This window comes from Hyphomicrobium sp. (genome assembly GCF_036833075.1).
GTDB lineage: Bacteria > Pseudomonadota > Alphaproteobacteria > Rhizobiales > Hyphomicrobiaceae > Hyphomicrobium_C.
This window is the reverse complement of sequence record NZ_DAITQL010000004.1, coordinates 62,428-87,725: the sequence shown is the minus strand read 5'-3', so window position 1 is coordinate 87,725 and position 25,298 is coordinate 62,428. Positions and strand designations below refer to the sequence as shown.

At 66.9% G+C, this 25,298-nt stretch carries 25 protein-coding genes; 15 read left to right on the top strand and 10 right to left on the bottom strand.

Features of this window, described 5'->3' with window-relative positions; all coding sequences use genetic code 11:
• Nucleotides 1-9: 9 nt before the first annotated feature.
• The 4 genes from V7082_RS02695 to V7082_RS02680 all read right to left on the bottom strand — a co-directional run bounded on the left by V7082_RS02695 (nt 10) and on the right by V7082_RS02680 (nt 4,580).
• Nucleotides 10-522, bottom strand: coding sequence for a DUF2271 domain-containing protein (locus V7082_RS02695; RefSeq protein WP_334146076.1), 513 nt, complete (start codon nt 520-522; stop codon nt 10-12).
• 11 nt (nt 523-533) lie between these two features.
• Complete coding sequence (locus tag V7082_RS02690; protein WP_334146075.1) at nt 534-1,187, bottom strand: PepSY-associated TM helix domain-containing protein; 654 nt, start codon at nt 1,185-1,187, stop codon at nt 534-536.
• Entirely contained in the window at nt 1,184-1,972 is a 789-nt protein-coding gene (locus V7082_RS02685; RefSeq protein ID WP_334146074.1) for a tetratricopeptide repeat protein, read from the bottom strand. The genes V7082_RS02690 and V7082_RS02685 overlap by 4 nt, the downstream gene beginning before the upstream one ends.
• 208 nt (nt 1,973-2,180) lie before the next feature.
• Nucleotides 2,181-4,580, bottom strand: a complete 2,400-nt coding sequence (locus V7082_RS02680; protein WP_334146073.1) for a TonB-dependent receptor — start codon at nt 4,578-4,580, stop codon at nt 2,181-2,183.
• 377 nt (nt 4,581-4,957) lie between these two features.
• Here V7082_RS02680 and V7082_RS02675 point away from each other — a divergent pair, with 377 nt between their 5' ends.
• The 3 genes from V7082_RS02675 (at nt 4,958) to V7082_RS02665 (ending at nt 8,822) form a co-directional block, all read left to right on the top strand.
• Complete coding sequence (locus tag V7082_RS02675; protein WP_334146072.1) at nt 4,958-5,965, top strand: AraC family transcriptional regulator; 1,008 nt, start codon at nt 4,958-4,960, stop codon at nt 5,963-5,965.
• 203 nt (nt 5,966-6,168) lie between these two features.
• On the top strand, nt 6,169-6,492 hold the full coding sequence (locus tag V7082_RS02670; RefSeq protein ID WP_334146071.1) for a hypothetical protein: 324 nt from the start codon (nt 6,169-6,171) through the stop codon (nt 6,490-6,492).
• Between the two features lie 332 nt (nt 6,493-6,824).
• Entirely contained in the window at nt 6,825-8,822 is a 1,998-nt protein-coding gene (locus V7082_RS02665) for an acyltransferase family protein (RefSeq protein WP_334146070.1), read from the top strand.
• Nucleotides 8,823-8,918: 96 nt separating this feature from the next.
• Here the strand turns inward: V7082_RS02665 and V7082_RS02660 are convergent, their stop codons facing one another.
• The gene (locus V7082_RS02660) at nt 8,919-10,451 is read right to left on the bottom strand and encodes an acyl-CoA carboxylase subunit beta (protein ID WP_334146069.1); all 1,533 of its coding nucleotides are present in this window, start codon (nt 10,449-10,451) and stop codon (nt 8,919-8,921) included.
• Between the two features lie 170 nt (nt 10,452-10,621).
• On the opposite strand from V7082_RS02660, the gene V7082_RS02655 reads away from it, so the two are divergent.
• The 4 genes from V7082_RS02655 to V7082_RS02640 all read left to right on the top strand — a co-directional run bounded on the left by V7082_RS02655 (nt 10,622) and on the right by V7082_RS02640 (nt 13,160).
• Nucleotides 10,622-11,017, top strand: coding sequence for a VOC family protein (locus tag V7082_RS02655; RefSeq protein ID WP_334146068.1), 396 nt, complete (start codon nt 10,622-10,624; stop codon nt 11,015-11,017).
• 305 nt (nt 11,018-11,322) lie between these two features.
• A complete protein-coding gene (locus tag V7082_RS02650; RefSeq protein ID WP_334146067.1) occupies nt 11,323-12,126 on the top strand; it encodes a hypothetical protein in 804 nt (267 codons plus the stop codon).
• Nucleotides 12,127-12,259: 133 nt separating this feature from the next.
• The gene (locus V7082_RS02645) at nt 12,260-12,688 is read left to right on the top strand and encodes an Hsp20 family protein (RefSeq protein WP_334146066.1); all 429 of its coding nucleotides are present in this window, start codon (nt 12,260-12,262) and stop codon (nt 12,686-12,688) included.
• Between the two features lie 178 nt (nt 12,689-12,866).
• Nucleotides 12,867-13,160: a DUF1150 domain-containing protein gene (locus V7082_RS02640; protein WP_334146065.1), complete on the top strand. Its 294-nt coding sequence runs from the start codon at nt 12,867-12,869 to the stop codon at nt 13,158-13,160.
• A gap of 139 nt (nt 13,161-13,299) precedes the next feature.
• Here the strand turns inward: V7082_RS02640 and V7082_RS02635 are convergent, their stop codons facing one another.
• From V7082_RS02635 to hisS, 4 genes are all read right to left on the bottom strand, one after another.
• Nucleotides 13,300-13,485, bottom strand: a complete 186-nt coding sequence (locus tag V7082_RS02635; protein ID WP_334146064.1) for a hypothetical protein — start codon at nt 13,483-13,485, stop codon at nt 13,300-13,302.
• Nucleotides 13,486-13,756: 271 nt separating this feature from the next.
• Nucleotides 13,757-14,455, bottom strand: a complete 699-nt coding sequence (hisG, locus tag V7082_RS02630) for an ATP phosphoribosyltransferase (protein WP_442909746.1) — start codon at nt 14,453-14,455, stop codon at nt 13,757-13,759.
• 183 nt (nt 14,456-14,638) lie between these two features.
• Complete coding sequence (locus tag V7082_RS02625) at nt 14,639-15,823, bottom strand: ATP phosphoribosyltransferase regulatory subunit (protein ID WP_334146063.1); 1,185 nt, start codon at nt 15,821-15,823, stop codon at nt 14,639-14,641.
• Between the two features lie 153 nt (nt 15,824-15,976).
• The gene (gene hisS / locus V7082_RS02620) at nt 15,977-17,494 is read right to left on the bottom strand and encodes a histidine--tRNA ligase (RefSeq protein WP_334146062.1); all 1,518 of its coding nucleotides are present in this window, start codon (nt 17,492-17,494) and stop codon (nt 15,977-15,979) included.
• A 412-nt stretch (nt 17,495-17,906) separates the two neighbouring features.
• Here hisS and rlmN point away from each other — a divergent pair, with 412 nt between their 5' ends.
• The 4 genes from rlmN to V7082_RS02600 all read left to right on the top strand — a co-directional run bounded on the left by rlmN (nt 17,907) and on the right by V7082_RS02600 (nt 20,773).
• Complete coding sequence (rlmN, locus tag V7082_RS02615) at nt 17,907-19,124, top strand: 23S rRNA (adenine(2503)-C(2))-methyltransferase RlmN (protein WP_442909745.1); 1,218 nt, start codon at nt 17,907-17,909, stop codon at nt 19,122-19,124.
• A 54-nt stretch (nt 19,125-19,178) separates the two neighbouring features.
• Entirely contained in the window at nt 19,179-19,601 is a 423-nt protein-coding gene (locus V7082_RS02610) for a hypothetical protein (RefSeq protein WP_334146060.1), read from the top strand.
• A 35-nt stretch (nt 19,602-19,636) separates the two neighbouring features.
• A complete protein-coding gene (locus V7082_RS02605) occupies nt 19,637-20,059 on the top strand; it encodes a hypothetical protein (protein WP_334146059.1) in 423 nt (140 codons plus the stop codon).
• Between the two features lie 120 nt (nt 20,060-20,179).
• Nucleotides 20,180-20,773 carry a hypothetical protein gene (locus tag V7082_RS02600; RefSeq protein WP_334146058.1) on the top strand — a complete coding sequence of 198 codons (594 nt, stop codon included), beginning with the start codon at nt 20,180-20,182 and terminating at the stop codon, nt 20,771-20,773.
• 32 nt (nt 20,774-20,805) lie between these two features.
• Here the strand turns inward: V7082_RS02600 and V7082_RS02595 are convergent, their stop codons facing one another.
• Complete coding sequence (locus V7082_RS02595; RefSeq protein WP_334146057.1) at nt 20,806-21,699, bottom strand: hypothetical protein; 894 nt, start codon at nt 21,697-21,699, stop codon at nt 20,806-20,808.
• 373 nt (nt 21,700-22,072) lie between these two features.
• Between V7082_RS02595 and V7082_RS02590 the strand changes: the two genes are divergently transcribed.
• From V7082_RS02590 to V7082_RS02575, 4 genes are all read left to right on the top strand, one after another.
• Nucleotides 22,073-23,311, top strand: a complete 1,239-nt coding sequence (locus V7082_RS02590) for an argininosuccinate synthase (protein ID WP_334146056.1) — start codon at nt 22,073-22,075, stop codon at nt 23,309-23,311.
• A gap of 100 nt (nt 23,312-23,411) precedes the next feature.
• The gene (locus V7082_RS02585) at nt 23,412-23,681 is read left to right on the top strand and encodes a hypothetical protein (protein WP_334146055.1); all 270 of its coding nucleotides are present in this window, start codon (nt 23,412-23,414) and stop codon (nt 23,679-23,681) included.
• A gap of 111 nt (nt 23,682-23,792) precedes the next feature.
• Entirely contained in the window at nt 23,793-24,110 is a 318-nt protein-coding gene (locus V7082_RS02580) for a hypothetical protein (protein ID WP_334146054.1), read from the top strand.
• A 220-nt stretch (nt 24,111-24,330) separates the two neighbouring features.
• A complete protein-coding gene (locus V7082_RS02575; RefSeq protein ID WP_334146053.1) occupies nt 24,331-25,122 on the top strand; it encodes a hypothetical protein in 792 nt (263 codons plus the stop codon).
• Nucleotides 25,123-25,298 lie beyond the last annotated feature (176 nt).

Below are 25,298 nucleotides of genomic sequence, written 5' to 3'. Positions count from 1 at the left end.
CTCCTTCGATCACGGCTTCACGTTGACAGCGACGGCGCCAAGCTCATGCTCGCCCTTGGCGTTGAGCGACGTTCCTTCCTTGGGGGGCCATTGCAGCGGGATGCGCAGCACCTCGCGGCCGCCGACCTCGCGGGCCGCCTCGACGATCAGCTCGTATTGCCCGGCAGCGAGGTCCTTCAAAGCAGGGTGGCCGGCGTCGAGCTTGAGATCATGCGTGCCGGGCGCGCGCGTCGCGCTCGTCAGACCGTCGGCCGGCACCGTGAGCTCGCGTCCCGTGCGCCGCCACCACTGGCGCAGGTCCTTGAGCCACTTGTCGCCTTCCTTCTTCGCATTGGCGACGTCGTACCAGACGGCCAGGTTCGCAGCGACCTTCTTGTCCGGCCCCTCGAGCCACACCGCGACATAGGGCTTGTGATACTCGGCGACGTCGAGCTTCGGGATCTCGATCGAGATCTCCATGTCGGCCGCCAGGGCCGGCGCCGCCATGAGCCCCGAAAGGCCGACTGAAAGAAGAATGCGCATGGGTTTCCTCGTTAGTGGATCAAGAACAGGGCCAGGAGCACGGGAACGGCGAGCCCCACGCCGACGAGTGGCCAGGTGGACGTGCGGCTCCGCGCGTACATCTGGAGAAGCAGAAGGCCGGTGATGCAGAAGACGACGCTCGCTACCGCGAACGCGTCGATGAACAGGCTCCAGGCCGCGCCCGTGTGACGGCCTTTGTGGAGATCGTTGAGATAGGAGATCCAACCCCGGTCGGTTCTCTCGTAGGTGAGCGCGCCGCTCTCCCGGTCGATGGAGACCCAGGCGTCGCCGCCGGGGCGCGGAAGGGCGATGTAGCCCTCGCTCTCCGACCATTCGGCCTCGCGACCGGCCACTTCGACGCCGAGCGCGGCGCCGACGGCCTCCGCGAGGCGCGGCGTGAGCCCCGCGCGCCCAGTGCGCGGCTCGCCGGCCAGTGCCTCGATCATGGGGGCGGCCAGCGTCCCCTCGCGCGTCGTGACACGGGGCTTGGCCTCGATCGCGGCCGAGTGGTTGAGCGTGATGCCCGTCACCGCGAACAGCAGCATGGAGACGAGGCTGATCGCGCCGCTGATCCAATGCCATTGCCGAAGCTGGCGCATCCATTCCGCGCGGCGGTTGGCCTTGGCGGCCCGGTCTGCCGCAAGATCACGGACATTGACGTTCACGTGGCGGATCCCCGTTCGCCGGCCTCCGCCTCAGAGGCCAGCTCCCTCAGCTCTGGATGCATATCGGCGCGCAGCATGGCGAGCGCCTCGCGGCGGAAATCGCAAGGCGCGTGCGCCAGAGACGCGCGAAACCATGGAATTCCGTCGCCGACCCGACCGGCCGCGACAAGATAGCGCCCGTGGTGGAACTGGCCGCGGAAGCAGCCGCGCTCGGCCGCCCAGCGATACCAGAGCGCCGCGGAGCGCTGGCTCCGGCGCGGCACGGCGGACGCTTCGCGAAAACGGCCCAGCATGTTCATGGCCTTGGGGTTGCCGCGGCGGGCCGACCGCACGAGCAAGCCCAGAGCCTTCGCCTCGTCATAGGGCACGCCGCTTCCCTTTGCGTAGAGGCTGGCGAGGTTGAACTCGCCCCAGGCGTGGCCCTTGTCGGCCGCCCGGCGATACCATCCGGCCGCTTCCGCGAGGTCGGCCGTGACACCCTGGCCGAGCTCGTAGCAACGCCCCAGCATGTTGAGGGCGTCGGCGTCTCCGTCGCGGGCCGCGAGCCTGAACCAGCGGACCGCGGCCTCGGGATCGCGCGCGACGCCATGGCCGTTGAGCAGTCTCAGCGCCCAGCCGATCTGGGCCTCGACCGCGCCTTCGACGGCGCGGCGGCGCAATTCGTCAGCCGGGATTTCGGGATCGCACGCGCCCTCCTCCAGCACGCGGACGTAGAGCGTGCGGAACGCCGTACCTTCGGCCACGGCGAGCTCGAAGTCGTCCTCGATCCTGATGTCCGTGCCCATGCCCGTGCTGCGCTCCCGGCGACCGCTGCCGGCCGCGACGACATTGAGCAATATTGACCCCAATTTTCAAGATAGAAGTCAGCGCGGCGCCGACCGCGGGGCACGGTCCCGTGCCCGGGGTAAAAGGGACCCGGACAGAGACCCTCGAAAGACGGAAGGGCGCGCACGCGCGCCCTTCCGGGTGATCGAAGAGACGCAGCAAAGCGCCTCAGAACTTTTTGCCGACCGAGAAGATAGCGGTCGTGCCGGCCGACGGCGTCGCGCGGTTGTTGAACGACTGGTCGTAGTTCAGCTCGTCGGTCAGGTTGTAACCGTTGACCGCGAACCGCCACCCGTCGAGCTCGTAGGCGATCATCGCATCGAGGCTGAACAGCTCGGGAACGACGTACGTGTTGGCGCTGTTGTTGGCTGAGAACATTTCGGCCTGGTAGAGGATGCCGCCGCCGACGGTCCACTTGCCGGGGCCGGAGATGATGCTTTCCGACAGGTTATATGTGGTCCAGATGCTGAAGGAATTGTCCGGCACACCGCCGACGTCATGGCCGATATTGGCCGCGGTCGTGGACCCCGTGATCTCCGCGTCGAGATACGTATAGCCCGCCTGCACCACCCAGGCATTGGTCACCTGGCCCGCGATGCCGAACTCGACGCCGCGGACACGCTGGGACTCACCGGTCTGAATGGCGACGGTCGGATTGGCAGGATCCTGCGCAATAACGCCGTTCTTATCGACCTGGAAGATCGCGGCGGTCAGGCTGAGCCGCCCATCCAGCACGTTCCACTTGGCGCCCAATTCGTAGCTCTCGTTCTCCTCGACGGCGCCCTGCGGGACCGTGAGCGTGATCGGATTGAGGGCGTTGGTCACGAACTGGCCGACGGGCGAAGCCGACCGGGCCCAGGCGGCATAGTAAGTCTGGGCGCTAGTGGGCTCCCAGATCACGCTGACCCTCGGGCTCCAGTAGTCGCCTTCGGACGTCCCGTCGATCGGCGTGACGGCGGCGCCGCCGGGAGGCGTAGGGGGCGTGCCGCCGTTCAAATTGAAGTTGTATTCGAAGCTCGTCCAGCGGATGCCACCGAGAACGGACACCTCCGGCGTGAACCAGACGCGGTCGCTCGCGAACAGACCAATCTCGGTGCCGTCGCTATCGCGGTCGTTGGCGGGATTGCGGACGATGTCGTAGCCATCGCGATAGCGAATGCCCGGGTTGCGGATGGGGCTGTTGGCAACCTTGCCCACCTGCGTGTACCCGGGCCGGTCATCCTCCTGATAGAAGACGTCGATGCCCGCCACGGCCTCATGCTTCAGGCTGCCGGTGTTGAAATTGAGCAGCGCGCTCGAGACGTTTTGCAGGCCCCAGCTGTCCTGCCTGATGGTGGGGTTGCCGCCACCGAAGGATACGTTCGGGTTGCCGCCGGCCAGGAAGGTGTTGGAGCAGGTGACGTCGCAGCCCGGAACGGTGGTTGCGAAGTCGCGCTGATAGAAGGCCAGGCGCGTGTCGTTGTAGAGCGTCAGCCCGCTGTTCACGCGATGCTGCAGCTTGGACGTGATCATGTCGACGTCCGTCTCGTCGTGATCGGTGATACGGCCGTAGAAGGACGACCGATCGACGCCGAGCTCGGTCACAGGCTGGCCGCGCGTCTGTCCGGCGCCGAGGATCATGGGCACGCCATAGTCGGGCGTGCGCTCGCCGGACTGGTGCATGTAGTTGAGGGTCCAGGTGGTGTCGGTCCCGAGGCCGAGGCCGATCGAGCCGAGGAAGCCCCAGCGCTCGGACTCGACGTGGTCGCGGTCCGCCATGTCCTGGTCGTGGTAGAGGGCCACGCCCCGCATCGCGGTGGTGCTGTTTACCTGCTTGTTGACGTCAATGACGCCGCGATAGAGGTTGTTGGTGCCGATGCTGAAGTCGAAGCTCGACGCATCGCCGAGGTGGGCCGTCTTCTGGCGCAGGTTGATGACGCCGCCGGTCGTGCCGGCGCCGAAGGTCAGCGAGGACGGACCCTTCAGGACCTGGACCTCCTCGGTGGTGAAGCTATCGCGGACGTAGACGCCGAAGTCGCGCAGGCCGTCCATATAGAGGTCGCCCTTGGCCTCGAAGCCGCGGATGCGGAACTGGTCGCCGTTGAAACCGCCGCCGCCCTCGCCGATGGCCACCGTCACGCCCGGCACGTTGCGCAGCGCCTGCTCCACCGAGGTGGTGTTCTGCTGGCGCAATTGCTGCTGGGGAATGACGTTGACGACCTGCGGCTGGTCCTGGACCGTGCCGGGCAGGCGGCCGATGCCGGTGCCGGATTGCAACGTGTTGCCGGTCGACGGCGTGAAGGCGGCCGTCGGATTCTCGGCCGCCGGGGCCGGCGTGGCCTGCGGCGCGGCCATCGGCGTCGGCGAGGAAACCGGCTGAGGCGACTTCTTCGCCACGGTATTCTTCTTCGCGGCCTTCTTGGCCGTCACCTCGAGCGGTGGCAGCTCCGCGGCCGGCTCTGCGGCCTGTTGCGCGCTGGCACCCGTCGCAAAGACGACCGAGGCCAATCCCAGCGAGACCGCGCCAAGCTGCGCGCCCTCGGTTCCCGCGGATCCCCATCCGCGGGAGACTTCATCCCCCAAGCTCATACAAAAACCCCCAAGAAAAGATCAGCGTTGTCGTCAGTGCAGGTTCGAATGGCTTGGCGTTGCTGACGATGCCTGGCTTTCCTACCCCCAAACACTGACGTAGAAGGTCGTAAGTTGACTGATTGCGTCAATAATTTATTACGCCCACAGTCAAGTTTGTTGCACGCAATGTCTGGCGATTGCTGTTTTCGTCTCTCCCGCGCGTGGCCCGGCCTCCGGTGCTGTGGCCCCGACACACGCCTCTCCGGTGGCGTTTCCACATAAGTTGATGTACTTCCGTCAAGTTTACGACGCTCGACGCACGTTTTGCCCGACGGGGACCCGTCACGGACACGGAATCGAAGTTTCGCTTCCCAAGCGGCGCGGAAGATCAGGCGATGGACAGTCCGAACCGAGCCTCTTCAAATCTGCTCACGATCGAGAGCAGCGATCGCGACGAGATTTCGGATTATTTCTCCGAATGCGTGTCGAAAGTGACGGTGGCGCCGTTCTCTCCGGCCGGCGGCGTGGCGGTCTCCGCGAGCGCAATCCGGCTCGGGCCGGCGGTCGCCGTCCAGGTGCATGTCGCCTCCGGCGCGCGCTTCCGCCAGGCCGAGGATCTCGGCGGCGTGATCGTCGCGCTCACGACCGGCGGCGAGCGCGCATGCTGGACCACGCGAGGCCGCGAGATCGTCTGCGGGCCGGCGTCCGGATTTCTCGGACCGCTCTACGAAAGCGACACCATGGATTGCCCGGGCCGATGGGGGCATATGGCCTTCAAGGTCCCGAACGACCAGCTCGCACGGACCCTCTCGCATCTGCTCGACCAGCCGATCGCCGGTCCGCCGGCGTTCGATCCCCGGATCGATCTCGAAACGGCGCCGGCCAAGGCGCTTGCCGCCATGGCCCGGATTGCGCTGACGCCGATCAACGGCAGCGCGTTTCTTTCGACGTCGCCGCTCGCGGCGGCCCAATTCTCCGAGGGCGTCGCGCTGCATCTCCTCGAGAGCTTCCGGCATACCTATTCCGACGCGCTCTCGACCGACACGCCGGCTCTGAAGCCGAGGCACGTCAAGAAAGCCATCGACTACATGCGCGCCGAGGCCGAGCGCCCGCTCACGCTGCGGGACATCGCCGCCGCGGCGGATATCAGCGTCCGCGCGCTCCACTACGGCTTCAGGAAATTCGTCGGAACCTCGCCGTTCGAGCATCTACGGCAAATCCGCCTCGAGGCCGCGTACGCCGATCTGATGCACGCGCCCGAGACCGTGTCGATCGCCGAGATCGCGAGCAAATGGGGATTTGCCAATCCGGGGCGCTTCGCCACGCTCTGCCGGCGCCATTACGGGCGCGGCCCGTCCGAGATCCGCCAGACGCGGCTCCAGGCGCGGCGCCCGCGCGCGTGAGGGTTTGGTTTGGGCGTCCGCTCCCATCGCCGGGCCGAGGACCGTTATGGTTCGATGGAGCATTGATGAAAGCGGCCGCGGACGATCGTCCGCGGCCGCAGCTTTTCAGAACCACCCGTTCGCACGCCTCAGAACATCAAATAGATGCCGACGCGCGGGCCCCTGTGCCAATGCCGGCGGTGCCAGCGACGGGGATGGTGCCAATGATGACGATGCCAGCGATGGCGGTGGTGCCACCGATGGCGATGATGCCAACGATGGCGATGCCAGCGACGGTGCCTGACCTCCTGCACGTTGCCGACATCCGCAGGAGCCGCCGCTTTGGCCACCCCCACGCTGCCCACGGTCATGGCCTGAGCAGGCGCGTTGGCGGCGAAAAAGGCCGCGCTCGCCCCGAGCAAGGCCATGGCAATAAACTTCCGCATGGCTCGATTTCCTTTCTCTGGTTGGTCCCCGGTGATGCTCAAAACCTGCTACGGCTCCGCGGCGTTCCGGATCACATAAATAATCCGACCGCCTACGGATGACTGGATCCGCCATCCGTCTACGATTTCGTTTGCCGCGCTTGCTGGCCTTATTATGTCATATATGGGCCCGGGCCGTCGCTTTCAAAGGCACGGTTGCCTATTCACCTGAGGGCTGGCATTGCTCACGATCAAGCGCGCGGACGTGCTCGTGAGCAATCCAGGCATCGCACCGACCCGTCCGTCGTCCTGCCGAGGTAGCCTCATCAAACCAAGACGCACGTCACGGACGGGCGCTCCATCCCGTCGCCGGCAAAACGTCGGGCTCATGTGCCATGGAGATGCCATACGATTGCTCCGATGCTCTCCTTAGCGTTGTCCGACCCATGTGGAAGATGAGCTTGCTCCCTGCTGCGCCTTCCCCCGATCCAAAGCATCTTCCGTACCTCCCGCACGTGGACGGATTGCGTGCGCTCGCCGTGCTGCTCGTCGTCGTTTTCCATGCCTGGCCGCACCTCGCGCCGGGTGGCTTCGTCGGCGTCGACGTGTTCTTCGTCATCTCCGGCTTCATCATCACGAGCCAGATCGCGCGCGAAATGGAAGCCGGCACGTTTTCCTACGCGGCATTCCTCGGACGGCGCGCCCGCCGGCTGATCCCGGCGGCGTTCGTGTGCTCGGTGCTGGTGACGGTCGCGGCGCTCATCCTTCTGATGCCCGATGCGTTCGAAGCCTTCAGCCGCAGCCTTGTGGCGTGCTGGGCGATGATCGGAAACGTCTACTTCTTTCGGAGCACCGGCTATTTCGACGCCCCGGCCGCGGAAGCGCCGCTCTTGCATATGTGGTCGCTCGCGGTCGAGGATCAGTTCTATCTCACCTGGCCGCTGTTGCTGCTTCTGCTCTTCAAGTGGCGCTGGACGCGTCCGCGGATCCTCGGCGCAATCGTGCTTCTCGCCCTCCTGTCGCTTGCTCACTCGGAGCACGCCGCGCACACCCGCCCGGAGATGGCCTTCTATCTGCCGATGTCGCGCGCCTTCGAGCTGCTCGCGGGCTGCGGACTGGCGCTCGCGCTTCCCTATCTGAGGCCGGTCCGCGGCCGGGCGCTCCTCGATGCTGCGGGGCTCGCGCTGGTCATCGCCTCGGCCTTCCTGCTTTCCGCGGCGACGCCCTTTCCGGGCTTTGCCGCCTTGCCCGCCATCGCCGGCTCGGTCCTGCTCATTGCGCCGGGGCTCACCGCGCCGACACCCGTGTCGCGGCTCCTGTCGCTCGGGCCGGTCGTGCTCATCGGCCGCATGAGCTATTCGATCTATCTCTATCACTGGCCGATCCTGGCGTTCGCCACCTACACACTTGGACGGGCGCCGCAACCGGCCGAAGCGGCGGCACTCATGGCCCTCGCGATGGGCCTCGCGGCGCTCTCGTGGCTTTTCGTGGAGCAGAAGCTCACGCGGGCCATCGGGCTCTACACCGCTTCGCCCCTTTCGCTCATGGGCCGCACGCTTGCGGCCAGCGGCGCGTTTGTCGTCTTCGGGCTCGCGGGGCTCGCGGGCGAAGGCTGGCCGCAACGGCTCGATGAACCCACAGCACTCGTTTACCGCGCGGCCACGTCGTCCAATCCGCTGCGCCACTCGTGCGACGGCTACGATCTCGCCTTCAGCCATCAGGACGCCTGCACGTTCGGCGCGCCCCTCGGCAAGACCGGATATGAGATCGCCGTGTTCGGAGATTCCAATGCCGATCATTTCGTGCCGATGATCGCCAAGCTCGCGGCTCGGGCGAAGCTCCCGGGACGTCAGGTCACGCAAAGCATGTGCGGCCCGCTGATCGGGGCAAAGCGGATGCGAGCGGAAAACGTGGAGCGCGCCTGTACGGCCTACCAGCGCACGATCCTCGACTTCCTCGATCGCAATCCCAATCTCAAGATCGCCGTCCTGTCGTCGGCGTGGAGCAGCTATACGAAGGCGTCCGCAAACAAGCTTTTTCCCGAGGCGGCTTCCGGCGAGCCGCGCCCGTTTGCGGACTTCGCCAGGCACACCATCGACACCCTGCGCCGGCGCGGCATCAAGGTGCTGGTGATCGGGCAGGTTCCGCACTTCCGGACGTTCTCGCTCAGCTGCCTCGTCAACGCCGCCCGCCTCGATACCGAGGCCATGGACTGCACCATCCCGCGCGCGCAGGTCGACCGGGAGCTCGATCCGTCACAGACCGCGTTCCGCGCGATCGCCGCTTCGGATCCCGGCGTGACCTTCCTCGACATGGTGGATCTTCTCTGCACGCGCGACCGATGCAGCGCGTTCAAGGACGACATCCTGCTCTATCGCGACCGCGGGCATCTCAATGGCCTGGGCGCGGCCTATCTCGCCCGCTACGCGACGCTGCCCTCCGTTGCGCCATGATCCGAGAATGAAATCGGATAAAAAAGGAGGCGAGCCACCTGGCTCGCCTCCTTGCATTCCAGTCGGCCTCCGGACGGGCCTGCGTGCGACGCGCCCTCAGAGCGGGATGTTGTCGTGTTTCTTCCAGGGGTTCTCGAGGGTCTTGTTGCGCAGCATGTTGAGGGCGCGGCAGATGCGCCGGCGCGTGCCGTGCGGCAGGATCACCTCGTCGATGTAGCCGCGCTCGGCGGCGACGAACGGGTTGGCGAAGCGCTTCTGGTACTCGTCGATGCGGGCCTTGATCTTCTCCGGGTCGGCGAGGTCGGCGCGGTAGAGGATCTCGGCTGCGCCCTTGGCGCCCATGACGGCGATCTCGGCCGAGGGCCAGGCGTAGTTCACGTCGCCGCGGATGTGCTTCGAGCTCATCACGTCGTAGGCCCCGCCGTAGGCCTTGCGCGTGATCAGCGTCACCTTCGGCACGGTCGCCTCGGCGTAGGCGAAGAGCAGCTTGGCGCCATGCTTGATGAGGCCGCCGTACTCTTGCGCCGTGCCCGGAAGGAAGCCCGGAACATCGACGAAGGTCACGATCGGAATCTCGAAGCAGTCGCAGAAGCGCACGAAACGCGCCGCCTTGCGCGAGGCATCCGAGTCGAGCACGCCGGCCAGCACCATCGGCTGGTTGGCAACGATCCCGATCGTCCGCCCCTCCATACGCGCAAAGCCGGTGACGATGTTCCTCGCGTAGGCGTCCTGGATTTCGAAGAAATCGCCCTCGTCCACGACCTTCAGGATCAGCTCCTTGATGTCGTAGGGTTTGTTGGGATTGTCGGGGATCAGCGTGTCGAGCGAGTGGTCGACGCGATCGGCGCTGTCAACGGTCGGCAGCGATGGCACGCCCGACTTGTTATTGGATGGCAGGAAGTCCATCAGCCGGCGCATTTGTAAGAGCGCCTCGACATCATTCTCGTAAGCGCGGTCGGCGATCGAGGATTTGGTGGTGTGCACCTTGGCGCCGCCCAGCTCCTCGGCGGTGACGCTCTCGTTCGTCACCGTCTTCACGACGTCGGGGCCCGTCACGAACATGTAGCTCGTGTCCTTCACCATGAAGATGAAGTCGGTCATGGCGGGCGAATAGACATCGCCGCCGGCGCACGGGCCCATGATGACGGAGATCTGCGGGATGACGCCCGAGGCCATGACGTTGCGCTGGAACACCTCGCCGTAGCCGCCGAGCGCATCGACGCCTTCCTGGATGCGCGCGCCGCCGGCATCGAAGAGGCCGATGATGGGGGCGCGGTTCTTCAGCGCCATATCCTGGACTTTCATGATCTTCTGGGCATGCGCCTGGGAGAGCGAGCCGCCGAAGACGGTGAAGTCCTTGGCAAAGACGTAAACGACGCGGCCGTTGATGGTGCCCCAGCCGGTGACCACGCCGTCGCCGGGGGTCTTCGATTTCTCCATTCCGAAGTCGGCGCAGCGGTGCTCGACGAAGGTGTCGAACTCCTCGAAGGAGTTCTCGTCCATCAGAAGCTCGATGCGCTCGCGGGCGGTCAGCTTACCGCGCTTGTGCTGCGCCTCGATGCGCGCGATGCCGCCGCCCAGACGTGCATTGTCGCGCCGACGCTCAAGCTCCTCGATGACTTCCTTCATTGCGTTCGACCCCGTTTCTTAACGTATTTACGCCGGATGACCCGATCCAAGCGCCGTGGGATAGCACGGGCCTTGGCCGGCAGCCAATGGACCGTGTAAAGGAGCAGATGCGCGTTGGGCGCCGCCGCAGACGGGGCGGGCCCTTCCATACGTCCAGGGAGGCAGCCGCCATGGCGAAGGCGATCCATATGATGGTGCGGGTGCTGGACGAGGCGAAGAGCGTCGCCTTCTACGGCCAGGCGTTCGGGCTCGCGGTGGCCGACCGTGTCGACTTCCCGGACTTCACGCTCATCTACATGCGCAACCCCGAAGCGGACTTCGAGGTGGAGCTGACGGTCAACAAGGGGCGGACGGAGCCCTATGACCTCGGCAACGGCTACGGGCATGTCGCGTTCGTGGTGGACGACCTCGAAAGCGCGCGCGACCAGATCGCGGCGGCCGGGTATTCTCCTAAAGATATCAAGCAAATGACCCACGACGGGAAACCGTTCGGGAGGTTCTTTTTCATCGAGGATCCGGACGGCTACAAGATCGAGGTGCTGGAGAAGGGCAGCCGGTTCAAATAAGCGACCGGCAGCAGCCACAGCCAGCAAGGTCCCCAGTTTCGCGCCTCCAACATGCGTGTCTGGACCCCGACCTTCGTCGGGGTGACGGAGGAGGTGGTGTGGACGGCCGGGATCCAGGCACCTCTCATGAGATACGCCCTCTCCTGCGCGCGCCAGAACCGCAAGCTTCGCATCAGCAAATGCCACTAAGCCTCTGACTCTATATACCGTTTCGTGCCCGGCACCTGTCGATGCAGCGCGTCTCCATCATTTCGTGCCGTGGTCCGCAATGGATGGTGCCCCTTGTGGGCGTCGGAGGCGAGGCCATGCACCAGATCGTGCCGAAGGCATCAGGCGTTGCGGACGCCCTGCACCATGGAGTGCCGGGCCCCGCCGCGCCGTACGATGCCCGTCCGCCCGTCGCCTGCGACGCGCCGGGAGCCGCCCTGGCGTGCCCGCATTCGGGCCGCCCCTGCCCGGCGCTGGCCGGCCTCTTCGGCCCTCTCGCACCTCCCGAGGACGAGGCCCGGGCCTGGCTTTCGGGGCTCGCGCCCTGCACCCACTGTCGGGTGTCGTTTGCGGCGGGGCATGCCTCGCTGCGCCATCTGCGGCTCGGGCAACGGGAGCGGGAGATCCTGCTTGCGGCGGAGGCCGGCGGCCCCTTGTGCGTCACCGAGCCCGGCATGTCGCGCTCGGTGAGCGCGGCGCGGCGCCGGGCCGCCCTCTCGCTCGGCAAGGCGGGGCTGGTCGCGCCGTACGGCGGCGGGGCGCGCCAATCGGCAGCCGGGCCTTTGCGGGCCACCGTCGAGCTCACCGAGCTCGGGCGCTTCGTGCTCGCCGCCTACGGACGCTTTCTCAAAGGCGGCAAACCCGTGCGCTGGACGCGGCCGGCGCGCGGCGCGGTGCTTCCCGGCCGGGAGCCGTCAGAGCTTCTCGGCGAGACGCTCGCCCGCACGCAAGCCGCCCTTCGCGGCTCGCTCACCGAGCTCAAGGGCGTGCTCGTCGCCGCCATCAGCGGGCGGCTCAAGGACGTCGGAGAGCTCGATGCCGTCACCCGCCATCTCGAGCGCAAGGCGACGCTACTCAAGGCCGTGCTCGAGCGCGCGCCGCGCCTCGGCGCCGGCGCTTGAACGGCGGCCGCCCAATCCCATATCTCGTGCATAAGATCCGGTGCCCGTGACGGGGCCGGGACGGCGGTGATCCAAAGCGGTGCCGCCGCGTTCAAACGAGAAGAAGGTCGCTTTTGAAAGGACTTTCGCCATTATGAGCAGACTATCCGTGCTGTCCAACCCGCTGCTTCTGGGATTCGAGGAGATCGAGCGTCTCATCGATCGCACGGGCAAAGGCAACGAGGGCTACCCTCCCTACAATATCGAGCGTATCGGCCCCAGCGACGACGCGAAGGAGAAGCTTCGCATCACGATTGCGCTCGCCGGCTTCACCCGCGACCAGCTCGAGATCACGGTCGAGGACAACCAGCTCACCGTGCGCGGCCGCCAGCAGGACGACAAGGCGCGCGAGTACCTCTACCGCGGCATCGCGGCACGCCAGTTCACGCGCACGTTCGTCTTGGCGGACGGGATCGAAGTGCAGTCGGCAGAGCTTTCGAACGGGCTTCTGGCCATCGATCTCGTCCGGCACGAGCCCCATCGTCTCGTACGAAAGATCGAGATCGGCTCCGGACCGGACTGATGCGGCGATTGGGCACCAACACACGGACGCAAGGCGGCTATATTTCGTCCCTCAGGTGCCTGCCCGCTACAGCCATGCGCGTCGAATCGTCAGATCATGGAAAAAGGTGGCGAAGGAAATCCCAAGCCTGCCCCGTTTCCATGACGTTGGAATACCTCGAGAGAGGAGGAGTTGCGTCATGAATGAGACTACGAAAACCACGAAGCGGCGCAGCAAAACGCGCCCCGCGATCGCTCCGGTGATGAGCGAGATCGAGCTTGCGAGGCTCGGCGGCGGTCAGATCGCCTATATCAAGACCCTGTCCTCCGACGAAGCGCTCGCCATGTTCCCGGCAATCGAGGATCTGCCGCGCGGCATCAACCTCTTCGCGCTGCACGCGGCGGACGGCACGCCGATTGCGCTCACGGATACGCGCCAGGCGGCGCTCAGCCATGCCATGGACGGCGAGCTCGAGATCGCGAGCGTGCACTGATCCCTGCGTTTCCGTACCGAACGCGAAGGGCGAGTCCTCTGCAAAGGGCTCGCCCTTTTCTTTTTTTGCGGCCGGACCCAAACGACACCGAGGGCGGCCTCGGTGTCGCGATGCCAGGGTGTCATAAGGAAAGGGGCAGCTATTTCGCCGTGCAGGCGTCGAGCTGCTGCTTGCGCTTCTGGAGCTCGGCTTTCCACTGATTGGGGCCGACCCTTCCGCACCAGGCGATGTGCGCCTTGAGATCCGGGCTCCAGGCGGGGCCGGAGAAGCCGCACTTCTCCGCGACGTTCTCCTGCTGCTGCTGGAGGGCGAGCCTGCCATACATCTCGCAACCGGTCTCAGCGCCAGCCCGGGAGGCGAGCAAGGGCGCGGCTGCGAGAGCCAGGAGACAGACCAGTGTCGAAAGACGCGGCAAAGGCACTGGTAACACGGACGCTGGCGACATGGGCGCTGGCAACGTGGGCACGGGCGACCTCGATCCTCCTCTGCCAGGGCGCCAGCCGGCGCTCCCGTTTGTTCCGGCGTCCTTTCGTGGCCCGTGAATGTGGCCCGTGCATGTCGGCCGGGACGCGCGCGTGCGCCTCGTGCCAGGCGTCTCAGGCCGTCATACGGGCCGCGATGGTCCGCAGGAGCTCTTCGGTGGCCGGTGTCCAGGCGGCGGTGTTCGACGCGATCAGGTTGGCCTCCGAGCGCAGGATCAGGCCGTCGTCCAGGATCCTCAAGCCGTTGGCCCGGAGCGTGGTGCCGGTGGTGGTGATGTCGACGATCAGTTCCGCGGTGCCTGCGGCCGGCGTGCCTTCGGTCGCGCCCAGGCTTTCGACGATGCGGTAGTCCGCAAGCCCGTTGGCGGCGAAGAAGCGGCGCGTCAGGTTCACGTACTTGGTCGCCACGCGGTACCAACGGCCGTGGGCGCGCCGGAAGGGCAGGGCGATCTCGGCGAGATCGGCCATGGTGCGCACGTCGATCCAGCAATCGGGCACCGCGACGATGACGTCGGCATTCCCGAAGCCGAGCTTCTTCAGGAACGTGACGCGGGTGGCCGCATCCGACATCTGCTCGTTGATCAGGTCCTCGCCGGTGACGCCCAGATGCACGCGGCCGGTCTTCAGGTGCCAGGCGATCTCGGAGGCCGAGACGAACGCCACGTCGACCTCGGGCAATTCCGCGATCTCGCCGCGATAGCCGCGCTCGTTGCCGATCTTGCGCAGGGTCAGGCCGGCAGCCGCGAAGGCTTCCGCCGTCTGCTCCATGAGCCGGCCCTTGGACGGGACGCCGAGAACGAGCCTGTCAGACATCGGCGGCCTCCCGTCGCGGCCGGTCGCCCGCATTCCCCTCTCGCCGAAGTCGAGTCTTCGACTCGACGCGGAAAGAGGTCGGACGTGGGGAGCCTCCTGAACGCTGGCGTTTGGGGTTCCCCCCCTCCCGGGCTCCCCCACAAGGGGGGAGGAGAAGAGGGCGTGCACTGCGGCAATCGAGGATCATGACGCGCCTCCGTTGCCGTTGAGGGCGGGAAGGAGGCGGTTCGTGTGCACGGCGGCGCCGACAGCCGGAACGTTCTGAGGCGCGCCGACTGCCTTCAGCAGGCTGTCGTAGCGTCCGCCGCCCGCGACGGGGCTCCTGCGGCCCAGCTCGGGCGTCACGACCTCGAAGACGAAGCCCGTGTAGTACTCGAGCGCGCGGCCGAAGTCGGCCGAGAATTCCGCGCGGTCGATGTCGACGCCCGAGCGTGCCATCAACTCCAGGCGCCGCTCACAGGCGCCGAGCGCCTCCTCGACGTTGACGCCCATCAGCGTCGCGAGCTCGCGGATGCGCCGCGCCGAGGCGCGCGCCGGCGCGACGATGGCCACGTAGCTCGCGATCAGTTGCGCCGTCTTGGCGGAGAGCGGCTCGGAGCGTGCATCCGCGACGCGGCCCAGCAGGTTGTCAGTGATCTCCGCAACGGTGCGCAAGCCGACGGTCTCGATGCCGTTCTCCTCGAGATAGCCCGCCACCGCCGCCTCGGCCGCTTCGGGATCGTCGGGGTCGATGGCATCGCGCAGCGCTTTCGGAATCTGCGCCGAGGCCGCGCCCGGCTCCAGCGTCAGGCGATTGAGCTCGGCCTTGAAGGCCGGCGGATGCCAGAAGAGATGCATGAGGCGCTGGCGCCAGCGCGACGGCATGTCGACGGCGCGCAGGATGGCGCGCAGGATGCCAAGATCGCCGAAGCGCATGGTGTAGGACGAAAGCCCCGCCGCCTCGAGGCCGGAGACGAGGGTGGCGACAATCTCGGCTTCGGCGTGCTCGCGGTCCTCCTCGCCGAACGATTCGATGCCGGTCTGGCGGAACTCGCGCGTGTGGGCGCGGCCGCTGCCTTGCGGCTGGAAGCGGAAGGCGGGGCCGTTATAGCTGTACTTCGCGTGCACGCTCGCGTCCGGATGGCGCTCGAGGTGCAGGCGGCAGGTCGGCACGGTGAGATCCGGGCGCATGCAGAGCTCGTCGCCGTCGGGATCGGAGAAGACGTACGTGCGCGCGCGCAGCTTCTCACCGACCACGTCGAGGAAGACGCCGGCCGGCTGGATGATGGCCGGCGACACGCCCTCGAAGCCCGCGCGCGTGAATACGCCGAGCAACGTCTGCGCGGAGGCTTCGAGGGCCTCGAATTGTCTCGCCGTCTCAGCGGGCATCGGGGGCCTGGGTCTTCGCGCCGCCGGGCCGGCGGGCGGTGGTGAGCGTCGCTTATGCCGTCCCGCATTTCGCGGGCGGTGGCAATCGTCAATCTCGAAGAGGGTTAGAAGGGCATCGTCAAGTTGTAGGGCGGCCACGGCGTGCCGGGAGCGTCAGCCATGCCGGGCCAGAATGTCCCGAACCGCTTCGACCAGCTTTTCTTCCGGCACGGACACCTGCGCCGGGCGTGTCGCCTTCCATTCCTTGTTGTCCGTGATTGCTTGGGCGGCCCTGGCGCCCTCGATCAGGTCTTTCAGTATCACCTCGCCTGCCTCGCGCTCGTTCGTGCCCTGAATGACGGCGACGGGCGCGCCACGCTTGTCGGCATATTCGAGCTGGCGGCCGAACTTCTTCGGGTTGCCGAGATAGAGCTCGGCGCGGATGCCCGCTTCGCGCAGCGCCTGCACCATCCTCTGGTAGTCGGCGATGCGATCCTTATCCATCACCGTCACGACAACGGGGCCGGGCGCGGGTTTCGACGCGCGGCCGATGAGGTTCAGCGCGGCCTGCAGACGCGAGACGCCGATGGAGAAGCCGGTGGCGGGGACCTTCTGGCCGGTGAAGCGCGCGACGAGATCGTCGTAGCGCCCGCCGCCGCCGACGGAGCCGAAGCGGACGGGGTTGCCCTTGTCGTCGGCCGCGTGGATCAGGAGCTCGGCTTCAAACACGGGGCCGGTGTAGTATTCGAGGCCGCGGACGACCGAGGGATCGATGGCGATCCGGCCGTCTCCATAGCCTGCCGCCGAAACGAGCGACCAAATGGTCCGCAGCTCTGCGAGGCCATCCTGGCCGACCGCACTTGCCTTCAGGCGCTCCCCGAGCTGCGCGAGCTTTTCGTCGATGCCGCCGGTTGCGGCAAAGATCGCGGTGACGGCGGCGATCGCGGCCGTGTCGAGCTCGGCGCCCTTGGTGAAGTCGCCGCTTTCGTCCTTGCGGCCTGCTCCCAAAAGCGCCGTGACGCCGTCAAGGCCGAGACGGTCGAACTTATCCAGCGCCCGCATGACGATGAGCCAGCGCGCGTCGTGCTCGCGTCCCTGGAGACTGACGGCCTCGCGCAGGCCGTCGAGCACTTTGCGATTATTGACCTTGATGACGTACTGGCCGCGCGCGAAGCCGAGGGCCTCCATCGTGTCGGCGGCGAGCATGCACATCTCGGCATCCGCCGCGACGCTCTCGGCGCCCACTGTATCGGCGTCGAACTGCGTGAACTGGCGGAAGCGGCCGGGGCCGGGCTTCTCGTTGCGGAACACGGAGCCCGTCGCGTAACGCCGGAACGGCTTCGGCAGGTCCTGGAAGTTCTCGGCCACGTAGCGCGCGAGCGGCGCCGTCAGGTCGTAGCGAAGCGAGAGCCACTGCTCGCGATCCTTTGAGTCGCGCGCCTCCGGCGCGACATCCAGGAACGAGAACACGCCCTCGTTCGGGCGGTCCTGGTCGGGCAGGAACTTGCCGAGCGCGTCGGTGTACTCGAAGGCCGGGGTCTCGAGCGGCTCGAAGCCGTAGCGCTCGTAGACGGCGCGGATCGTCTCGATCATGGCCTGGGTCTGGCGCAGCTCGTCGGCGCCGATGTCGCGCAGGCCCTTGGGAAGGCGTGCGACCGGCCGGGAGGGCGCGTTTTTGTCGGGCTTGGCCATGCGGATGAACTTCTCGCTCTAAGATCGGAGCCGCTTCTGGAGACCGTCCTCGTCACGTCGAAGGCCAACCTTCGACGTGACGAGGACGGGGTGCGGCGGGAGGTGCCGGACGGGCTGATCCTGTCGCTCACAGAAAACGTGCCGCCTTATAGCGGATCGGGCTCAAGTCGCAAAAGGTTACCAGTGGGCCGCAGCCCCGCGGGCTTCCGAAGCCGAGGCAAAGTCGCTAGAAGGACCGTACGAGAGGCCCCGCCGATGGCCTCCCCTCAACGTCATCCCGGCGAAGGCCGGGATCCGGTTGCGTCTCGGGTAGGCTAAGCGCCATCCTCCAGTGGAACGTGTCTGGATGCCGGCCTACGCCGGCATGACGAAGTGAAGGGTGCGGTCGGCATCAAGCTTTACAATGAAGGCGATGACACTAGTTCTGGATCAGAGGCAGCCGCAGGGCGGCGAGGCGAGGAGCGCAGACGTTGAGGCCGTCCGGCCGACGCTCGCCGGCATGAGCCGCGAGCGGCTGCGCGAGGCGCTGGCCGCTGCCGGCGTGCCCCCAAAGCAGCTCCGCATGCGCGTGATCCAGCTCTGGCGCTGGCTCTACATTACCGGCGCTACGTCGTTCGATCAGATGACCGACGTCTCCAAGGAGCTGCGCACGGCGCTCGAAGCGCGCTTCTCGCTCGACCGGCCGGAGATCGTCGCCGAGCAGGTGTCGGTGGACGGCACGCGCAAGTGGCTGCTCAGGCTGCCGAAGCGCGGGCACGACTCTCGGGCGCCCGAAATCGAAACCGTCTACATCCCCGAGGCCGACCGCGGCACGCTCTGCATCTCGTCCCAGGTCGGCTGCACGCTCACCTGCAGCTTCTGCCACACCGGCACCCAGCGCCTCGTGCGCAATCTCGAAGCCTCCGAGATCGTCGGGCAGATCCTGCTCGCGCGCGACCGCATCGGGGACTGGCCGGGCGCCAAGCGGCCGGCCGACGACGGGCTGCTGCCTGCGGGAGACCGCAAGATCACCAACGTCGTGCTGATGGGCATGGGCGAGCCGCTCTACAACTTCGACAACGTGCGCGAGGCGATGGAGATCGCGTCGGACGGGGAGGGGCTGTCGCTCTCCAAGCGGCGCATCACGCTCTCGACCTCGGGTGTGGTGCCGGAGATCAAACGGTGGGGCGAGCTCGCCGGAACCATGCTCGCCATCTCGCTGCATGCGACGCGCGATGAGCTGCGCGACGAACTGGTGCCGATCAACAAAAAATATCCGCTGTCCGAGCTTCTGGAGGCGTGCCGCACGTATCCCGGCGCGTCGAACGCCAAGCGCATCACGTTCGAGTACGTGATGCTCAAGGGCGTCAACGACAGCCCGGCGGACGCCAAGGCGCTCGTTCGCCTGCTCGCCGGCATTCCCGCCAAGATCAACCTCATCCCGTTCAACCCGTGGCCGGGCTCGCGCTACGAGTGCTCGGACTGGGAGACCATCGAGCGTTTCGCCGACATCGTGAACAGGGCGGGCTATGCGAGCCCGGTGCGCACGCCGCGCGGCCGCGACATCCTCGCGGCCTGCGGACAGCTCAAGAGCGAGAGCGTGCGGCTCAGGGCGCGCGAGCGGACTCTGACGGATACCGTCAAAGATTGATCGGTATCTTGCGCGCCGAAGCTGGCGGTTGTCGGGAACACTCTTGGAGGGGCCATGGTGCTCAAGGCCATCGGACGGCTGATCTGGGTTCCGATCGCGTTCCTCATCGCGGCCGCGGCGACGATGCTCGTGCTGGTCACGCTCGGGCTTGAGACGCTCACGCACGCGGTGCACTCTCTCGACGGGGACGAAGCGATCTCGGCGGCCTTGGACGTGGCCTGGCAGGGCTCGCTCATCGCCTCGGGCGCGACGATCGTCCCGGCGCTGCTCGTCGTCATCATCGGCGAGGTGGCGCGCATCCGGTCGTGGCTCTACTATCTCGTCGGCGGCGGCGTGGCGCTGTCGGCCATCCCGATCATCGCGCGCGTCGATCCCGGCACGATGACGTATGCGCTCCCTGCGCTCTGGCACGTGTTTGCGACGGCAGGTTTCGCCGGCGGCTTCGTCTACTGGCTGCTCGCCGGCCGCAACGCTTGAGCGCTCCTGGCGCCTCCCCTAGGCTGCGGGCTCAAATGCTCCTCTCGCTCGTCCGATTCGTCCTGGGGCTCGCGGCGGCCGCGCTCGTGGCCGGGGCGGTGCAGGTGGCGTTCGTCGCAGGCGGGGAGCTTTTCGCCGGCACTTCCGGCGGGCGCCTCGAGCGCCTGGGGGCGCTCGCGCTCCTGGCAGCCGCGCAATCGGCCATCTTCTCGGCGCCGTTCGCCCTCCTCGCTGCCTGGGCCGCCGCCCGGCTGACAATCCGGTCAGCGCTCTATTTCGCCATCGCGGGGGTCGCCATCGCGGTCGCCGGGTTCTTCGCCCAGTCCGTGCGCGCGGCGGGGGTGGAGGCCGCTCTCAACCGCTACGCGCTCGCCGCCTATGCAGTCTCCGGCCTCGCGGCCGGTCTGGCGTACCGGTTTGTGGCAGTGCCGAAAAAGCGGTTGAGCGATCTAAATTAAGGCATCGTCCCATTTCTTTTAGTTAATTTTTCTCGGCGTGCATTGCACGGCCGTATTTTTACGCCTATCTTGCTGCAGTGCACAATCGCTTTGCACACCCATGATCCAAGGAGCGCCGTGATGGACCCCCTTCAGAGCGACCTCTCCCAACGCTTCGCCAAGAGCTGCGCTGCGGCCGCGTTCGGCTATGCGCGCGCCGCCTCCGCCGCCTACGCGGCACTCGCCGACCAGACCCTGGATTTCTGGAGCAACGCGGCGCGGGCGGGCATGAAGACCGAGGCACCCCGCACGCCGCGTCTGCAGCTCGTCTCTGGGCCTCAGCCGTTCCGCTCCGCCTATGTGCCGTCCGCCGCCTCCACCGACACCTCTTTGTCGATCGACTTCGCGGGCATGGTCAACGCCTGGGCCGCGTCCCCGATGCTCGCGCCGATGCGGGCCTGGTGGGGCCTGTTTCCGCTGCAAGGCCCTCCCGCGAGCTGGCCGATGGCTTACACCATGATGTCGGCCGGGGTGCCGCGCGCCGTGGCCATGCCGGCTGCGGAAGCCAATCTGGCCGCCATGGATGCCGCCGACGCGGCCAAGGCGTCGTTCGACCGCGCGTTCTCCGCCTACCGCACGGATGGCGGCTTTGCCGCGACGCAGGTTCTTTCACCCAAGACCTGGGTCGATGCGCTCCTCGTCGCGCCCTTCACGCCCCCGTTCAAGCGGCCCTGAGCCAGGGTCTCGGGTCCAAGCCCCATGCCTTGCTACTCGCCCGGCGGCGGCACCGTGACCACGATCGCGTCCGCGCCGGGTATGATCGGCGATACCGCGCTGAACGACGGCATCGAAGATGCTTCGGACTCGGGCGGTGGCCTGACAACGATCGGTGCTTTGGCTTCGACGGTTTCCTCAGCGTTTTCCGCGTGTTCCTGCGGCTTGCTGGCGGCCGCCGGAGGTGTGGCTTCCGCGTCCGGCGCGGGCGCCTCGGCCTGCGGGCGGCGAGCCGCCTCCTCTAGAGCCGCGCCGTCATGAGACGCCGCTTCGTGGGCCGGCGCCGGTGCTTCGGGCTCGGAGCGCGCAACGGCAGCCTGTGCCTTTGCGGCCTCCGGCGCGTCGGCCGGCTTCTCGTCCTCGATGCGCGTAAGGGATGCGTTCACGGCCTTGGCGGTCGCCGTACTCTCGGGCGCTTCGGCAGCGGGGGCCTTGGCCGTCTTCTTCGGCGGATTGGACGTCTTCCTGGCGCTCTTCGGCGGGGCCGGCGGACGCGCCACGCAGCGGGCGGGAATCGTCGTCCCGTCCTCGAGCGCCACATCGGCGATCCAGGCACACGCCTTGAGATCCCGGCAGGCGGCCTCGAACACGCCTCCGCATTGCGCGGCGGCAGCCTCAGCCGCGGCCTGATCGCCCCCCGTCGCGGCCGCGACGGGTGTCAGCGGCTTATTCGCCCATGGGAGAACCTCGCCGCCCTTCTTCTTGGCGGGTGCGGCGGCGGTCGGTTTCGCGGCCGGAGCCTTGCCCGTGTCCGCCTCGCCAGCGGCCGGCACGGTCTCGACCGTGATCGCGGGGGCGGGCGATTGCGCAGCGGACGGCCCGGCGCCCGCGAGCGCAGCCGTCAGCGCGAGCCCCAGATGGCACAGCAAGGCCGATATTCGTCTCACGGTCGTTCCCCCCAACCCCGGATTGTCGGTCAACGCTCGGAACGCTTGGCTCTTTCGGCAGGCTCGCGCGCTCGCGCTTCGGGCTTGCCGCCCAACCTAACGATGATTCTAGGGTCAAAAAACACGGCGGGACGATGGAGATTTTCCCGCGGATGCCCTAAAGCCGACGCGCGAGCGGGCGCTCGCGGTCGCTAGCACCTTGACCGGCCGAGGTTTCCACGGCTCGGACAGTGCCCATCCGAGGGCAGCCGCCTCCGGTGCATGACCTGTGGGCCGCTGAGACGGAGTGCGCCTTGCAGCGCATCGAACGGGATTGTAAGGCACTTCCGCCATGCGAGGCAGTCGCGGACTGGAGAGGGATGAGGTCGGGGTCATGAGCACGAAAGACGGCAAGCCGAACATCAAGAAGGTGGTGCTCGCCTACTCGGGGGGGCTCGACACCTCGATCATCCTCAAGTGGCTGCAGGAGACCTACGGCTGCGAGGTCGTCACCTTCACGGCCGATCTCGGCCAGGGCGAGGAGCTCGAGCCCGCCCGCAAGAAGGCGCTGATGCTCGGCATCAAACCCGAGAACATCTTCATCGAGGACCTGCGCGAGGAGTTCGTCCGCGACTACGTGTTTCCGATGTTCCGCGCCAACGCCCTCTACGAGGGCATCTACCTGCTCGGAACTTCCATCGCGCGCCCCCTGATCGGCAAGAAGCAGATCGAGATCGCGCGGAAGACCGGCGCGGACGCCGTCTGCCACGGGGCGACCGGCAAGGGCAACGACCAGGTACGCTTCGAGCTCGCCTACTACGCGCTCGAGCCCGGCATCAAGATCATCGCGCCGTGGCGCGAGTGGGCGTTCAAGGGCCGCGAGGAGCTTCTCAAGTTCGCGCGCGACCATCAGATCCCGGTGATGAAGGACAAGGAAGGCGAGGCGCCGTTCTCGGTCGATGCGAACCTGCTGCACTCCTCGTCCGAGGGCAAGGTGCTCGAAGACCCCGCCAAGAAGGCGCCCGAGATCGTCTACCAGCGCACCATCTCGCCGATGGCGGCACCCGACAAAGTGACGACCATCAAAATCGGATTCGAGAAGGGCGACGCCGTCTCGCTCAACGGCCAGCGGCTCTCGCCCGCGACGCTGCTCAAGGCCCTCAACGACCTCGGCCGCGACAACGGCATCGGGCGCATCGATCTCGTCGAGAACCGCTTCGTCGGCATGAAGAGCCGCGGCGTCTACGAGACGCCGGGCGGCACCATCCTGCTTCAGGCGCACCGCGCCATCGAGAGCCTGACGCTCGACCGCGGCGCCATGCACCTCAAGGACGAGTTGATGCCGCGCTATGCGGAGCTCGTCTACTACGGCTTCTGGTTCTCTCCCGAGCGCGAGATGCTGCAGGCGGCCATCGACAAGAGCCAGGAGCATGTCGAGGGCGAGGTGACGCTCGAGCTTTACAAGGGCAACGTCATCGTCGTCGGCCGCGAGAGCGCGACGTCGCTCTATGCCCCCAACCTCGTCACATTCGAGGACGATAAGGGCGCCTACGATCAGACGGACGCTCAGGGCTTCATCAAGCTCAACGCGCTGAGGCTGAGGACGCTCGAGATGCGGAATCGCAAGAAGTAGGCAGTAGGCAGTAGGCAGTAGGCAGTCCGGGATGAAACTCGGACTGCCGGCAGCGGGCAACAGCCAGGCTGCACAAGGGCGTGGGAGGAGAGTGAAGAGCATGCATAGGACAAAGGTATTTGCGGCGCTCGTGATCGGTGTTGGTGCGCTCGCCGTCGCCGGAAGCGCGCATGCTTACAGCGGCCGCGTCAAGTCCGCGTGCAAATCCGACTTCTACAAGTTCTGCCCATCCTACAAAGTCGATACGCCTCAGCTCCGATCCTGCATGCGCTCGGTTGGCGGCAACATCTCGAGCCGCTGTCTCGATGCGCTGGCGGACGCCGGCGATATCCCGCGCAAGTATCACAGCAGCCAGCGCAAGAAGCGATAGACGGCGAGGCCGGCTCCCGAGTGCGTCTCCCATCCACGGCCGGGATTGGAACCTCGCGCCGCGGCGCGACGTTTGCTTTCCATCACGCCGCACGCAAAACGGGAGACTGCCTTGAAGATCTCTGCTCTGACGCTTTCCGCCGCGATGCTCGCGCTCGCGAGCTTCACCCCTGCCACGGCCGCGCCGTTGGCGGCTCCTGACCGTGCGGCCGCGCACGCGGACGGCCTCACGCTCGTTCAGTATAAGGACAAATACGACAGACGGAGATACGACGGTCCCCGGCGCAATTATGACGGGCCGCGGCGCGGCTATCGTGCCGGGCATCGCTACAAGCATGCGCCGAAGGGCTGGCACCGCTATTCGTCGCGCCCGAGCTACTGGCAGACCCGCGGCTGCATCATCGTCGGACCCGTGTGGTTCTGCCCGTAAACTGGGGTTCTGTCCGTAAGCGGACAGTCATGAGACCGCGGGCGACCGAGCCCGTTTTCGAGCGCGCTGCTCCTCCCGGGGCGGCGCGCTCCGTTCGTTCCGGGCCGTTCGCGGCACCCCGGCAAACGGACGCGCCACCGCGCCATCCGTGTTTGGCCCGTGCTATGGTCGAATGATCTTATTCTCCCACCGACGACGTGAGTGACCAGGTAGAGACCCGATGACCCGCGCCTCGCTCGACCGCACGCTCCGCCGTGCCTACCTCTGGCTCGGCCTCGTGCTCGCCCTGTCGCTGGCCGCGAAGTTCGCGGGCCGCATCCCCGGCCTCGCCGGCACGCCCGTCGAGCGGGCGGCAGCGGATCTCTATGATTACCTCAAGGACATGGCGCTGGTGTTCGTGACGGTGGTCGCAGCCTATCTCGCGAACGTGTTCCAGAAGCGCTCAAAGTTCGTCGCAAGCCTCGAGGAGGAGTGGCGCGGCATCGTGCGCACGAAATCGGCGCTCTTCACCTATTGCGAGAAGCCCTACGTCTCGACCGACGATTATCTCGCCGCGCTGTGCCGCATCTCGGAGACCATCGACAACATGCGGATCGTCTATGCGAACGCCGGCGAGACGGAGAGCCTCGTCGGTCTCTACCCTTACGCGCCGCTGCACGACATGCGCCGCGCGCTGCAGTCTCTCGACCCCCGGAAGCGGGCAGAGATTCCGGCCGAGGACAAGACGCTCGCTCGCGACGCGGTCCTGCAGTCGTTCTCCGCGCTGCGCGAAACCATGCTCGAGGAACTGGACCTCGACGAGCCGACGCATCCGCTCCTCATCCCGGCGGGGCGGCGCCTCAAGCAGCCGGGCGCCGCCCGACGGGCGCGGACACGGCAGGACCGCCAGCGGGCGCGGCAAGAGGGGAGGGGCGCCCCCAGGCCGGACGTGGACGCGTTCCTCAACCGTCTCGCCGAGGCCGAGCAGGCGGCCCAGAACGGCCAGAACGGGCCGACACCGGGGGGGCGCTGAGGCGGACGGCCGCCGGCGCGAGGCTCTGCCGAAGCGGTTTCTGCGCCGCCGGCTTCCGGGCGAACCTCTTCGGCACACCTCTCACTGGCGGCGGCGGCCGGGTTGTGCTACCTCCGCGCCAGATTTTTGCGGCGCACACTCTTCTATTTCAGGTTGCACCGCTCCCTCGTCAGGAC

What these genes read in the sequence shown, in the direction of transcription:
- V7082_RS02695 (WP_334146076.1), bottom strand. Translation starts at nt 522, where the DNA reads ATGCGCATTCTTCTTTCAGTCGGCCTTTCGGGGCTCATGGCGGCGCCG.
- V7082_RS02685 (WP_334146074.1), bottom strand. Translation starts at nt 1,972, where the DNA reads ATGGGCACGGACATCAGGATCGAGGACGACTTCGAGCTCGCCGTGGCC.
- V7082_RS02680 (WP_334146073.1), bottom strand. Translation starts at nt 4,580, where the DNA reads ATGAGCTTGGGGGATGAAGTCTCCCGCGGATGGGGATCCGCGGGAACC.
- V7082_RS02675 (WP_334146072.1), top strand. Translation starts at nt 4,958, where the DNA reads ATGGACAGTCCGAACCGAGCCTCTTCAAATCTGCTCACGATCGAGAGC.
- V7082_RS02670 (WP_334146071.1), top strand. Translation starts at nt 6,169, where the DNA reads ATGATGACGATGCCAGCGATGGCGGTGGTGCCACCGATGGCGATGATG.
- V7082_RS02665 (WP_334146070.1), top strand. Translation starts at nt 6,825, where the DNA reads ATGAGCTTGCTCCCTGCTGCGCCTTCCCCCGATCCAAAGCATCTTCCG.
- V7082_RS02660 (WP_334146069.1), bottom strand. Translation starts at nt 10,451, where the DNA reads ATGAAGGAAGTCATCGAGGAGCTTGAGCGTCGGCGCGACAATGCACGT.
- V7082_RS02655 (WP_334146068.1), top strand. Translation starts at nt 10,622, where the DNA reads ATGGCGAAGGCGATCCATATGATGGTGCGGGTGCTGGACGAGGCGAAG.
- V7082_RS02650 (WP_334146067.1), top strand. Translation starts at nt 11,323, where the DNA reads ATGCACCAGATCGTGCCGAAGGCATCAGGCGTTGCGGACGCCCTGCAC.
- V7082_RS02645 (WP_334146066.1), top strand. Translation starts at nt 12,260, where the DNA reads ATGAGCAGACTATCCGTGCTGTCCAACCCGCTGCTTCTGGGATTCGAG.
- V7082_RS02640 (WP_334146065.1), top strand. Translation starts at nt 12,867, where the DNA reads ATGAATGAGACTACGAAAACCACGAAGCGGCGCAGCAAAACGCGCCCC.
- V7082_RS02635 (WP_334146064.1), bottom strand. Translation starts at nt 13,485, where the DNA reads ATGTATGGCAGGCTCGCCCTCCAGCAGCAGCAGGAGAACGTCGCGGAG.
- hisG (WP_442909746.1), bottom strand. Translation starts at nt 14,455, where the DNA reads ATGTCTGACAGGCTCGTTCTCGGCGTCCCGTCCAAGGGCCGGCTCATG.
- V7082_RS02625 (WP_334146063.1), bottom strand. Translation starts at nt 15,823, where the DNA reads ATGCCCGCTGAGACGGCGAGACAATTCGAGGCCCTCGAAGCCTCCGCG.
- hisS (WP_334146062.1), bottom strand. Translation starts at nt 17,494, where the DNA reads ATGGCCAAGCCCGACAAAAACGCGCCCTCCCGGCCGGTCGCACGCCTT.
- rlmN (WP_442909745.1), top strand. Translation starts at nt 17,907, where the DNA reads ATGACACTAGTTCTGGATCAGAGGCAGCCGCAGGGCGGCGAGGCGAGG.
- V7082_RS02610 (WP_334146060.1), top strand. Translation starts at nt 19,179, where the DNA reads ATGGTGCTCAAGGCCATCGGACGGCTGATCTGGGTTCCGATCGCGTTC.
- V7082_RS02605 (WP_334146059.1), top strand. Translation starts at nt 19,637, where the DNA reads ATGCTCCTCTCGCTCGTCCGATTCGTCCTGGGGCTCGCGGCGGCCGCG.
- V7082_RS02600 (WP_334146058.1), top strand. Translation starts at nt 20,180, where the DNA reads ATGGACCCCCTTCAGAGCGACCTCTCCCAACGCTTCGCCAAGAGCTGC.
- V7082_RS02590 (WP_334146056.1), top strand. Translation starts at nt 22,073, where the DNA reads ATGAGCACGAAAGACGGCAAGCCGAACATCAAGAAGGTGGTGCTCGCC.
- V7082_RS02585 (WP_334146055.1), top strand. Translation starts at nt 23,412, where the DNA reads ATGCATAGGACAAAGGTATTTGCGGCGCTCGTGATCGGTGTTGGTGCG.
- V7082_RS02575 (WP_334146053.1), top strand. Translation starts at nt 24,331, where the DNA reads ATGACCCGCGCCTCGCTCGACCGCACGCTCCGCCGTGCCTACCTCTGG.